Genomic DNA, 12,395 nt, shown 5'->3' on the forward strand with positions numbered 1-12,395 from the left:
GGCATGCTCCGAGGCCGCCAGCATAGAATCGGCCCAGTCAGAGGGGTGCGATGAGCGAAACGGGCGAGCAGCTTCGGGATGCCGCTGGGCAGGCGGGTTCTCTCGAGGTGCCGCGTCACGGGCGGATGCCACGGCGCAGCGCCGTCTCGACGTACCTGAAGCTCGCGGCATCCGTCGTCGCCGTGCTCGCGGTGAGTGCGGCGTCCGTCGTCGCATATGCCGCCGTCGACCTGGTGCAATCGGTCAAGCCCGGCACCGAGCTCGCGAGCGAGCACCTGCTCGACGATGTGCCCGACATCGGCGCGATGGACGGCGGTCTCAACTTCTTGCTCGTCGGCAGCGACAAGCGGCCCGAGAGCGGTGCGTTCGGCGACCCCGAAGAGGACTCGGCCGAACTCAACGACGTCACGATGCTGCTGCACATCTCGCAGGATCACTCGCACGTCGAGGTCGTGAGCTTTCCCCGCGACATGATCGTGTCGGTGCCCGAGTGCCCCGACCCCGAAGACCCCGAGGGCGAGCCCCTCTCGGCGATGTCGGGCGTGAAGATCAACACGCTGCTCGAGCACGGCGGCATCGGCTGCATCGCCCGCACCGTCGAGCAGCTCACCGGGCTGCAGGTGCCGGTCGGCGGCATCGTCGAGTTCGACGGCGTCGCGGCGCTCGCCACGGCCGTCGGCGGCGTCGAGGTCTGCCTCGCGGACCGCATCGACGACGACTACTCGGGGCTGCACCTCGACGCGGGAACCCACGCGATCTCGGGGTACGACGCGCTCGCCTTCCTGCGCTCCCGGCACGGCGTCGGCGACGGCAGCGACCTCGGCCGCATCTCGAACCAGCAGACCTTCCTCGCCTCGCTCATGCGCACCCTGCAGTCCGGCGGCACCCTGAGCGACCCGACGAAGCTCTACTCGATCGCGAAGGCCGTCACCTCGAACATGAGCCTGTCGCCCGCGTTGCAGGATCCGACTCGGCTCATCGAGATCGCCCGGGCGGTGCAAGACGTCGACCTGTCGAAGGTCGCATTCATCCAGTACCCGACCGGGTACAACGACGACCGATCCGCGGTCGTGCCCTCCGATTCAGCGGCGCAGCTCAACGCCGACCTCCAGGCCGACCGGCCGGTGGCCATCGATCCGAACGCCACCGGCAACACCGAGTTCGGCACGGCACCAGACGCGACGGCGCCTGCCCCCGACGTGCCCGCATCGTCCGACCCGGCCGCGCCCGCGGCATCCGACACGCCTGAAGCACCCACCGTGCTGCCCGGCGACGTCACCGGTCAGAGCGCGGCGGAAGTGCGCTGCTCGACGGCCAATGACGGGTGAGAGCCTCCGTTTCAGCACCTGTTCAGGCTGGGCTGCGAGTCTGTTCCGAAGACGTTTCGGCGAGATGTCCGCGGCAGCCCTGTCTCGGAATGAAGTCTTGACGGAGCATGCTTCGGCTGGATGTCCGAGACAGCCCTGTCTCGGAATGAAGTCTTGACGGAGCATGCTTCGGCTGGATGTCCGCGGCAGCCCTGTCTCGGAATGAAGTCTTGACGGAGCATGCTTCGGCTAGAATCGGGGCCTGTCCGCACGATCCCCACTCTTCGGAGTGTCGTGCGGGTTTGGAGGGCTGTCCGAGCGGCCGATGGAGCTGGTCTTGAAAACCAGTGGGCAGCAATGCCTCGTGGGTTCGAATCCCACGCCCTCCGCACATCACGACACGGCCCCCGCCCGACACGAGAGGACCCAGGTGCCAGAAGAGTTGCGCAGCAGCGCCCGCCGTTCCGCGGCCTCCGTGCCCATCGTTCGACACGGCCGTCTCAAGCGACGTTCCGTGTGGCGCACGGTCGCGAAGATCACCGCCTCGGTCGCAGCCGTGACGCTCGTCTCGGGCATCTCCATCGCCGCGTACGCCGCCTGGGATCTCGCCGAGACCGTACAGCCCACCGTCACGCTCGGCAACGAAGACGTGCTCGAGGGGGTGCCCGACGTCGGTGCGATGGAGGGCGGCATCAACATCCTGATCGTCGGCAGCGACAGCCGTCAGGGCCAGGGCATGGCGTTCGGCGACCCCGAAGAAGAGACCGCCGTGCTCAACGACGTCACGATGCTGCTGCACATCTCGCAGGATCACTCGAACGCCTCGGTCGTGAGCTTTCCGCGCGACATGCTCGTCGACGTGCCGGAGTGCGACGACCCCGACGACCCCGAAGAGCCGTTCTCGGAGCTCTACGGCGTGAAGATCAACTCGGTGCTGTCGCACGGCGGTCTCAGCTGCGTCGTGAAGACCGTCGAGAGTGAACTCGGCATCCAGATCCCCTTCGCGGGTGTCGTGCAGTTCTTGGGGGTGGCCGGTATCTCCGAAGCCGTCGGCGGTGTCGACGTCTGCGTGGCCGAGCCCATCGAAGACGAGTACACCGGCACCTTCCTCGACGCCGGCACGCACAGTCTCTCGGGCATGGCTGCGCTGCAGTTCCTGCGCACGAGGCACGGCGTCGGCGACGGCAGCGACCTGGCCCGCATCTCGAACCAGCAGGTCTTCCTCTCCGCGCTCGCCCGCACGTTGCAGTCGAACGGCACGCTGGCCGACCCTGTGAAGCTCTACGGCATCGCGAAGGCCGCGCTCGCCAACATGCAGCTGTCCGACAAACTCGCCGACCCGACCTTCATGGTGTCGATCGCGAAGGCGGTCAAAGACACTGATCTCGCGAAGATCGCCTTCATCCAGTACCCGACCGCGTACGTCGATGGCGGCGCCGTCGCGCCGACCGACTCGGCCGAGTACGTCAGAACGGCACTGCAGAACGATCTGCCCGTGACGTTCGACGCCGCGGCGCAGGATTCGGCGTTCGCGTCGGCGGGCGACCCCAATGCGCTGCCGCCGGCTGATGCGCCGGTCGCCGAGACTCCGGTCGACCCGGCTGCGCCCGCCGACCCTGCAGCCCCCGCGCCGACGGTCGAGGCGCTGCCGAGCGACATCACCGGTCAGACCGCCGCCGAGACGCGCTGCTCGGCCGGCCGCACGCTCGACGAGCAGTAGCGTTCGCGCGATCCGCTCCGGCTCACGCGCTGACCCTTCGACCCCTGGTCGGGCGCCCGAGCCCCCTACCGCACCCCGTGAACGCTCGGGACACCCCCCGATGCCGACCATCGCACCTCGCTCGTACCGTGGGACTCGTAACCGACAACAGGGCGTGAGAGCGTCCGGGGAAGCGAAGGAACACACTCATGGCTTTCGATGACAACAACGTGTGGTCTCGAGTCCGCGACTCGTTCAACGTGAACGTGGTGCCGATCACCGACAACAACGTCGACTCGCTCAACGACAACAATGTCGACTCGCTGAACGACAACAACGTCGATTCGCTGAACGACAACAACGTCGACTCGCTCAACGACAACAACCTGGACTCGTTCAACGACACCGACTCGTTCAACGACACCGATTCGAACAACGACAACTCGACCAACGACTCGTACAACGACAACTCGGACAACTCCGACAACTCGGACAACTCCGACAACTCCGACAACTCGATCCACGACTCGGGCAACACGACACTGAACGACCACTCGATCAACGCGGGTGTTCGGCAGTACAACGTGGGCTTCGACGACCTCAACATCATCGCCGGTGGCGGCGGTGCTGCTGCAGCTGCTGCTGGCGGCGGCTGGGGCGGCGGCGACACCGAGGTGAACATCGACAACCGCTCGACGGTGGTCGACCAGTCGGTCAACCAGAACATCGTGGCCAGCGGCGGCGCCGGAGCTGCCGGAGTGGCGGTCGCGGACGCGTCCGGTGGCGACGGCAGCGGCGGCAGCGGCGGCACGGGAACCGGTGGCGCCGGTACCGGTGGCGCGGGCGGCACCGGTGGCGCGAACCTCGGTCTGGGCACCGGCTCAGCCGGTACCGGTGGTGCCGGTGGTGCCGGCGGCCTCGGCGGCCTCAGCTCCGGCGGTGACGGCGGTGCCGGCGGCGCGGGCACGGGCGGCTCGGGCAGCGCAGACGGCGACGGCGGCGCGGCCGGCAACGGCGGCAGCGGCTCCGGCGGTCTGGGCGACGGCGGTGCCGGCGGTGACAGCGATGGCGGCGAAGGCGGCAACGTCGGAGCCATCGGCGGCGACGGCGGCGGCGGCAACGTGATGCAGTCGTTCGAGAACGAGGCGAACGTCGCCTCGGGTGACGGCTCGGTCGCTGCGGGTCACAACGCATGGGTCGACAACTCGAGCACCGACATCTCGGTCGGCGACGTCTCGATCGGCAACACGATCGACTCGTACAACACCGAATGGGACGTCGACGTCGACATCGAGGATTCGTTCAACGACTACTCGACCGACGTGGATGTGGACGTCGACAACGCCAACATCCTGAGCCCCGACGCCGTCGCCGTACAGGTCGACGACATCACGCTCTGAGGCTGTTGCAGTTCTGCCCGGTCGCCCGCTCGGGCGGCCGGGCACACCCCCATCCGGTCGCGTGATCTGCAATGCTGACTGAAGTTCCCCCACAGGTCTGAAGGTGTCCGAATGTCCAGTGACGAGGCCCCGAGCGGCCAGAGCGCCGACGGGTTCGACGACGGGCTCGCCGAAGGGTTCGACGAGGCGGGGCTCGACGACGGCATGTGGGAGGCCGATCCCGACCCGGTCTCCGACCCGGCCGCGGCGAACCTCTTCACCGCCGAGATCGAGCACGTCGATGCATCCGACTGGGATGTCGACGCCGCGCTCATCTGGGGTGACGACATCGACGACCTCGATGTCGACGGGGGCCTCGACGGGGGACTCGGCGGGGGCGCGGGACTCGACTTCCCGCTCTGAACGGCTCGGAAGCGGGGCGCATCGGGGCGGGTGCGGTCGATCCCGCCTTCTGTCACGATGGAGAGACGAGGGATCCGTGCCGGACGCAGTCAACACCGAGGAGTCTGCAGTGGTCGAGGGCGAGCACACGGCGATGATGGAGGTCGTCCGCGATGTCGGGCGGCTCGCCGCCGCTTCGGGTCGCGCCGACCTGGCCGGGCGCATCGAACAGACGCAGGCCCGGCTCGCCGATCCCGACATCCGAGTCATCGTGGTGGGCGAGTTCAAGCAGGGCAAGAGCAAGCTCATCAACGCACTCGTGAACGCGCCGGCCTGCCCCGTCGACGACGACATCGCGACGAGCGTGCCGACGGCCGTGGGGTACGCCGACGAGCCGTCGGCATGGGTGCTCGAGCAGCACGTCGACCCGGCGACGGGCGCGACCACCGTCGAACGCAAGCAGATCCCGCTCGAGGAGATCTCCGAGTTCGTGTCGGAGCGAGGCAATCCGCGCAATGAGCGGCGCATCGTGTCGGCCGAGGTGCTGGTGCCGCGCGAGATCCTCAAGGGCGGGTTGAAGCTCGTCGACTCGCCCGGCGTGGGCGGCATGGAGTCGTCCAACGCGCTCGCGACCCTGTCGGCACTGTCGACGGCGCACGCCGTGCTGCTGGTGTCGGATGCCTCGCAGGAGTACACCGAGCCCGAGGTGCAGTTCCTCAAGCACGCGATGCGCATCTCGCCGAACGTGGCCGCCGTGCTCGCCAAGACCGACCTCTACCCCTCGTGGCGCGAGATCGAGCGGATCGACCGGGGCCACCTCCGCGCCGCCGGCGACGTGCCGATGTTCTCGGTCTCGAGTGATCTGCGTCTGCTCGCCGCCGAACTGCGCGACAGCACCATGAACGAGGAGTCGGGCTTCCCGGCGCTCGTCGCGCACCTGCGCCGCGAGGTGCTCGGCCGCGCCGAGGTGATCCACGAGCGCAGCGCCGTGCACGACCTCGTCTCGGTGGTCGACCAGCTCACGATCTCGCTGCGTTCCGAGCTGAATGCGATCCTGCACCCCGAGGACACCCCCCGCATGATCGCCCAGCTGGAGGCGGCGAAGGCGCGCGCCGACGAGTTCCGCGGGCGGTCGTCGCGCTGGCAGGTGACGCTCACCGACGGTGTCGCCGACCTCATCGCCGACATGGAGCACGACCTGCGCGATCGGTTGCGCAAGGTGCAGCGCGAGGCCGAGGAGGCGATCGACGAGGGCGATCCCGGACCGATCTGGGATCAGATCACCGAATGGCTCGACCAGCGGGTGACGAGCGCGGTCTCAGAGACCTTCGTGTGGACGGATGAGCGCTCGCGCTGGCTGTCCGAGGAGGTGGCCGAGCTGTTCAGCGCCGGGGAGGCTGCGCTCCCGGCGATCGACGTCGGCGACACCCAGGGCCTGCTCGACCCGGTCGAGGGCATCGCCGAGCTCGACTCGGGCCGCCTCGGCGCCGGCGAGCGGATCTACATCGGCGTGCGCGGGTCGTACGGCGGCGTGCTCATGGTGGGCCTCGCCACGGGACTCATCGGGCTCTCCCTGATCAACCCGCTGTCGCTGCTGGCCGGCGTGCTGGTGGGTCGGCGTGCCTACCGCGAGGACATGAGCTCACGGCTGACCCGTCGCAAGCATGAGGCCAAGGGCCACGTGCGCCGTTACATCGACGAGGTCACCTTCCAGGTCGGCAAGCAGCTCAAGGACCGGTTGCGGCTCGTGCAGCGCGCCGCTCGCGACCATTTCGGGGCGATGGCCGAAGAGCTGCACCGCTCGCTGTCGGAGGCGCTCATGACGGCGAAGCAGACCGCGACGACCTACACCTCCAAGCGCGACCAGCGGGTGGCACAGCTGCAGGCCCAGATCCGTCAACTCGAGACGCTCCGGGCCGAGATCCCCGAGCTTCCGCCGATGCGCGCCGAGACCGTTCAGCGATGACGGTTCGAGCGGGGGACGACGCAGCGGGCCTGCTGCGCATCGCGCGCGCCGTGTACGACGACGACCCGGCCGCGACGGCCTCGATCGAGGAACTCGAGCGGCGCCTGCGCGAACCCCTGCGGTTGGCCGTCGCCGGCATGGTGAAGGCGGGCAAGTCGACGCTCTTGAACGCCCTGCTCGGCGAGCAGATCGCCCCGACGGATGCCGGTGAGTGCACGCGGGTCGTCACCTGGTACCGCTACTCGGCGACCCCGACGGTCACACTCCACCCGAAGGAGGGCGAACCCCGGCGGCTGCCGGTGCGACGCGAAGACGGGCGACTGGTGCTCGACCTGGGCGGCACACCCGCCGAGGAGGTGGGATGGATCGACGTCGGGTGGCCGCTCGGCGGCCTGAAGTCGATGATCCTCATCGATACGCCAGGCATCGCATCCCTGTCGGAGGACGTCTCTGCGCGGGCGACCCGGTTCCTCACCCCCGATGAGGCGCCGTCGTCGGCCGACGCCGTGGTCTACCTCATGCGGCATCTGCACGCCTCGGACGTCAAGTTCCTCGAGGCCTTCCGCGACACCGCGGCCGGAGCGGCGCAGACGGTCTGCGCGGTCGGTGTGCTCTCGCGCGCAGACGAGATCGGTTCCGGCCGCATCGACTCCCTGCTGTCGGCCGGCAAGGTGGCTCGGCGGTACGAACTCGACGGCGAGCTGGCCTCGCTCGTGCTGGGAGTGATCCCGGTGGCGGGGCTCGTCGCCGAAGGGGCTCGCACGCTCCGCGAGCACGAGTACACGGCCTTCTGCGAGCTCGCGGGGCTCGAACGCGACGACCGCGAACGCCTCCTCGTGTCGGCCGACCGGTTCACCGGGGCATCCGATGCCACCGATCTGAGCCCGGCCGAGCGCCGGAGCCTGCTCGGCCGGTTCGGGCTGTTCGGCGTACGACTGGCCACCGCCCTCATCCGCGGCGGCGCCGCGACCTCGTCGGACCTGTCGGAGCAACTGGTGCAGCAGAGCGGATTGATCGAGCTGCAGCAGTTCGTGCGGGATCAGTTCCGCACACGCGCATCGACCCTCAAGGTGCGCGGCGTGCTGCTCGAGCTCGATGCGATCATCCGCGAGCATCCGCGCGACGGGGTCGAAGAACTCCGCGGCGGCATCGAGCGCATCACCGCCGGCGCGCACGCACTGCGAGAACTCTCGCTGATGGCGGTCGCGAGATCGGAGGGGCTGCCGCTGGCCGAACAGGATGCCGCGCAGGCGCAGACGATCGTCGGGGCGAAGGGCACTCCGGCTCGGGTGCGTGTGGGTCTGGCGGAAACCGCAGGGGACGACGAGGTGCGTGAACGCGTGGGCGCACTCCTCGTGCACTGGCGCCGACTGGGCGAGTCTCCGCTGACCGACCGGGCGGCCGTGAACGTGTGCCGGGTCGTGGTGCGCAGCCTCGAGCAGATCGCGTCAGAATTCGGGTCTGCGTCAGAACTCGGGTCCGCGGCGGATGTCGTGCTGCCGGGCGGACCAGGCGATGGCGCTCGGCAGCACGCTCGCGAGCAGCGCGAGCAGCACGAGCCCGCACTGGGCGGCTAGCAGGAGCCGCACGGGTTGGCCGCGCTCGCCGATCGCCACGAGCTCCGCCGACAGCAGCAGCAGGAGCACCTGCACCACCAGCGTGGCGAGCTGCCACCAGCGCACTTTGGGGCGCCGGCTCATGAACGACACCAGCAGCGTGATCTGCGTGAGGAGCGCTGCCACCATCACGCCGAACACGATCCAGAACACGACCTCGGCGGCGGTCTCGTACGTCTGTTCGGCGCGTCCGTCGCCGACACCGCGCACGACATCGGCGATCAGGGGCAGCTGGGTGCGACGGATGACGAAGAAGTACACCACCGTGAACCCGCCGACGGCGAAACTGATGATCCAGAGGAACTGGCTCGCCCGCACCGAGAACGGCGGGGTCAGCTTCACGAGCACGGGCGCCGCGTTGGGGTTCGCGACGGGAGGGCGTTCCGGCGCCGCGCGCCCGCGCCCCGTGGTGATCGCCGGATTCACCGCCGGTGCGCCGGCGCGTGGATTCGTCTGTTCGGTCACGGAGCCGGGGTCACTGCTCCTCGGCCGCGTCTTCGGGATACGGCTCGGGCTCGGGTGCCGTGAGCGGCTCGCTCGTGTCGTACGAATCCGCAGCGGTCAGGTCGGCCATCAGTGCGTCCGGCTGCGCGTCCTCGACGGGCGCGGGCTGCTCGGGCGCCGGGGCATCCGTCGTCAGGCTCTCGGCCACCGCACCGACGGCCACCGCCTCGATGGGCGCAGCCTCGACCGGCGCAGCCTCGACCGGTGCAGCGTCGTCGGGTGCATCGTCCGCGGCATCCGTCGTGGTGGTGTTGCCCGAGCCGATGGTGTTGCCCACCGAGATGTCCCCGGTCGTGATGGTGGTGTCGGAGTCGTCGACCGTGGCGTCGTCGCCCGCGGCGACGGCGTCGTCTCCCGAGGCCACGACAGCGTCTTGATCGAAGATCTGCGTCACGTCGCCATCGGCCCAGATGTTCTGATTGACCGACTGGTCGATGAGCGTCGTGCGGTTGTCGATCGTCGTGAACTGGTTGATGATGCGGTTGATCTCGTTGATCACCTCGTCGGGTTCGTCGGGCGTCACGGGCGTCGTTCCCGGCGGCTTCGGGGTGACGGCCGCGTTGTCGACGATCACCGGTGCCACCGCCTTCACGTCTGCACCGCAGACGTTCTGGAGGCCGTGATCGGCGAGCACGGCCTGCGGAGACGAGTGGAACTCCTCGACCGCGGCCGGGTCGCGTAGAAGACTCAGGATGAATGCGATCAGTGCGTCGGCGATGGTCGCCACCGGTGTGCTCATTGTCGACTCCTCAGCGGTCGAAAGGGTGTGCGCGCGAGTAGGAAGCTGTCTGTTCCACGGTAGGCCGGTCGATCCGGCACGGCATCGGGGGTAGTCCCGAACGTCGCGTGGGGGCTCTAGGGGGGTGCGTCCGGTGTTCCGCCGCCGCCGGGCGTGGCGTACTCCCCGGCCTCGGATCGTTCGATCAGCACTCGCAGTCTGGCGATGACCTCGGAGCGCGACGAAGCGCCCAGCCGGCGACGGATGTGGGCGATGTGATGCTCCGCCGTGCGGGGCGAGATGAAGATGGTCTCGCCGATCTCGGCGTAGGTCTTGCCCTGCAGCACGAGCCTGGCCACCTCGAGTTCGCGATCGCTCAGCATCTCGACGGCCGGTGTCGACGAGGCTGGGGCCGGGTCGGAATCGGTTCCGGATGCCGCGGGGCGGCGGGTTGCATCGTTGGGGTGCAGGTCGCGCGCGCACGACAGCAGACGGGCGGCGATCTTGCGGTCGGTCGTGCGCCCGGCGCCGTGCCCGGCCAGTCGGGCCGCGTCCCAGGCGAGACCGGCGGCGGCGAGTCCGCGCGCTGCGCTCTCGACGGCGTCGACGTTCACCGTGCCGGCGAGCACCGAGGTCCACACCCGGCCGGCCTTCGCCATGACCGCCGCGATGCGGCTGGTGCGGGCCGCCGCCACGAGTGCGTGCGCGTGCGGGGCGAGATCGTCGGGCCGGTTCAGCAGAATGCCCTGCTGAATGCCGGCCCAGCGCAGTTGCGCAGCCCACAGCGCGGGGGCCCCGAGCCGGTCGACGATCTCGAGACCGCGGTCGAGGTGCGCTTCGATGTGCTCCGAGTCTCCGACCTTCGCCGCGGAGCAGACGAGTTCGACGAGCGGGAGCAGCAGGTAGAGGTCGATCTCGGTGCGCACAATGCTCGGTCTCGCTCCGCGCCATGCGGCCTCGAGGCCGGCCGCATCCTCGTATCGGCGCGCGATCGCGACCTGTGCGGCATGCGCGAGCAGCGCGTCGCGAGGCGACATGGCCGGTGCCCGGTCGAGCGCCCCAGCGAGCGACTCGCGTGCCTCGACGGGCCGGGCGAGTAGCACCGCGATCCAGGCGCGCCACAGCAGCAGGCGGGCCCGCGCCCACTCGCCGCCGTGCCCGCCGGCGATCGCGTCGTCGATCACGGAACGCGCAGTGGCGAGGTCGCCGAGGTTGATCGCGACCGTCGCGGCGATGACCGCCGGCAGTTCGGGGATCGCCGCAGACGTGCGCGACGAGGTGTACATCTCGGAGGCGCGCACGAGATCGACGAGCATGGTCGGGGCGCCGTCGGGGTCGCCCTCTCCGGCGATCGAGGCGACGAGCCCGCGACGGAGCAACTGCATCGAGACCCCCAGAGCGGATGGCGCACCGGCGCGCTCGGGGGTGGCTTCGTCGGCGATCGTGTCGGCGGTGCGCTCTGCAGCGTGCTCGTCGGCGCGGTCGGCGGCGCCGATGCCGTACTCGGCGATCATGGCGCGCACGGCCGACTCGGGGCCGTCGGGGGGCGATGCGCGGTACACGGCGGCGCTCTGCTGCATCATCCCGCGGGCGGCCCAGGTCGCGGCTGCGACATCCGCAAGTCGGGCGCCGTCTGCGTCGCGCGCCTCACGTGGCGCCGCGTCGATCAGCGAACTCGCGCCATCGAGGTCGTTCGCGGCCCACGCCGCCTGCGCTCGGCGTGCGGTGACGGTCGCCGCGGCGACGCCCGAGTCGACCGCGGCGCGATAGAGCTCGCCCGCACGGCGGGGGTGATCCTCCAGCATCACGTCGCCGTGCTGCACGAGCGTGGCGCCGACGTGCGGATCGCCGACGAGGCCGGCCCAGTCGTCGCCGCCGAGGTCGCCCGATTCGACGGAGCGCGCGATGACCTCTGCCAGATCGGCGCTCACCTCGATGAGACGGCGGGCGGGGATGGTCGCCTTGACCGTCGCGCGCACCACCGGCACCGGCCGGCCGTTCCGCAGCAACAGGCCCTCGGCATACCCCCTCATGACGTCATCGTCGCCCTGTTCGAGGGTTCCGGGCACCGGTTGCATACGCCCGTCCGCGATGGCGGCCACCTCGATGGTTCGGCGCAGCCCGGGGTCGAGCGTGTCGAGCCGATACGCGATCCGCTCCTCGAGCATCCGGTCGAGTTCACCGTGGGTCTCGTCGTCCACGCAATCGCGCTCGTCGTGTGCTGCCAGCGCTTCCGACACCAGCCACGACACGCCGCCGGTGGCCACGAGGATGTGGTCGAGGCACTGGTCTGGAATCGACTCGCCGCGGCTCTCGAGATCGCTCAGCACGTCGGATCGCGAGACGTGGCCGAGCACGATCGCCGGACGCGTCTGCTCGAGCCGTCGTGCGATCGTGCTCAGGGCCTCCGACGGCAGCCACGGCCGGCTGGCCACGACCAGCGCGGCTTCGGGATCGTCGGAACGGATGCGAATGTGCTCCAGCTGCTCGGCGTCGAGCAGGTGCAGGTCATCGACCAGGAGCACGTGCGAACGCGGAACCCGAGCGACATCCAGGTCGTCGCCGGCCATCAAGCTCGCATCGCGATCGTCTTCGGTGAGCATGCGATGCAGATGGCGCAGTATGGCCGACTTTCCGGAACCGGCGTTGCCCACGACCATCGCTCGGGCAGACCCGGCGCGGGGTGCGACGATCGCATCGACGGCGGGACGAAGCCGGCGCTCCAAGCCGAACGGCGCCCCGGATCTCGGGAGCACAGCGTTCGACATCTGCAGTCGGGTCATGTGGTGGCCGCTCGTCGATGC

General features: G+C 69.6%; 9 protein-coding genes and 1 tRNA gene. 7 read left to right on the top strand and 3 right to left on the bottom strand.

The window, feature by feature from the left end:
* Positions 1-50 precede the first annotated feature (50 nt).
* The 7 genes from ACWGST_RS01790 (at position 51) to ACWGST_RS01820 (ending at position 8,330) form a co-directional block, all read left to right on the top strand.
* Positions 51-1,328 (top strand): LCP family protein, encoded by a 1,278-nt coding sequence (locus ACWGST_RS01790; RefSeq protein ID WP_452044925.1) that lies wholly within the window; start codon positions 51-53, stop codon positions 1,326-1,328.
* A gap of 283 nt (positions 1,329-1,611) precedes the next feature.
* A tRNA-Ser gene (locus ACWGST_RS01795) sits at positions 1,612-1,696 on the top strand.
* Positions 1,697-1,821: 125 nt separating this feature from the next.
* Positions 1,822-3,027, top strand: a complete 1,206-nt coding sequence (locus tag ACWGST_RS01800; protein ID WP_452044926.1) for an LCP family protein — start codon at positions 1,822-1,824, stop codon at positions 3,025-3,027.
* A gap of 188 nt (positions 3,028-3,215) precedes the next feature.
* Positions 3,216-4,406, top strand: a complete 1,191-nt coding sequence (locus ACWGST_RS01805; protein WP_452044927.1) for a hypothetical protein — start codon at positions 3,216-3,218, stop codon at positions 4,404-4,406.
* A gap of 111 nt (positions 4,407-4,517) precedes the next feature.
* Positions 4,518-4,808, top strand: a complete 291-nt coding sequence (locus ACWGST_RS01810; RefSeq protein ID WP_452044928.1) for a hypothetical protein — start codon at positions 4,518-4,520, stop codon at positions 4,806-4,808.
* Between the two features lie 76 nt (positions 4,809-4,884).
* Positions 4,885-6,753 carry a dynamin family protein gene (locus tag ACWGST_RS01815; RefSeq protein WP_452044929.1) on the top strand — a complete coding sequence of 623 codons (1,869 nt, stop codon included), beginning with the start codon at positions 4,885-4,887 and terminating at the stop codon, positions 6,751-6,753.
* Positions 6,750-8,330 carry a dynamin family protein gene (locus ACWGST_RS01820; RefSeq protein ID WP_452044930.1) on the top strand — a complete coding sequence of 527 codons (1,581 nt, stop codon included), beginning with the start codon at positions 6,750-6,752 and terminating at the stop codon, positions 8,328-8,330. Before ACWGST_RS01815 ends, ACWGST_RS01820 begins: the two co-directional genes overlap by 4 nt.
* On the opposite strand, the gene ACWGST_RS01825 is transcribed toward ACWGST_RS01820, so the two are convergent.
* From ACWGST_RS01825 to ACWGST_RS01835, 3 genes are all read right to left on the bottom strand, one after another.
* A complete protein-coding gene (locus ACWGST_RS01825) occupies positions 8,220-8,834 on the bottom strand; it encodes a hypothetical protein (protein ID WP_452044931.1) in 615 nt (204 codons plus the stop codon). The genes ACWGST_RS01820 and ACWGST_RS01825 overlap by 111 nt on opposite strands.
* A gap of 10 nt (positions 8,835-8,844) precedes the next feature.
* On the bottom strand, positions 8,845-9,612 hold the full coding sequence (locus ACWGST_RS01830; RefSeq protein WP_452044932.1) for an IniB N-terminal domain-containing protein: 768 nt from the start codon (positions 9,610-9,612) through the stop codon (positions 8,845-8,847).
* Between the two features lie 116 nt (positions 9,613-9,728).
* A complete protein-coding gene (locus ACWGST_RS01835; RefSeq protein ID WP_452044933.1) occupies positions 9,729-12,161 on the bottom strand; it encodes a LuxR C-terminal-related transcriptional regulator in 2,433 nt (810 codons plus the stop codon).
* Positions 12,162-12,395 lie beyond the last annotated feature (234 nt).

Source organism: Agromyces sp. NPDC055520 (assembly GCF_053619715.1).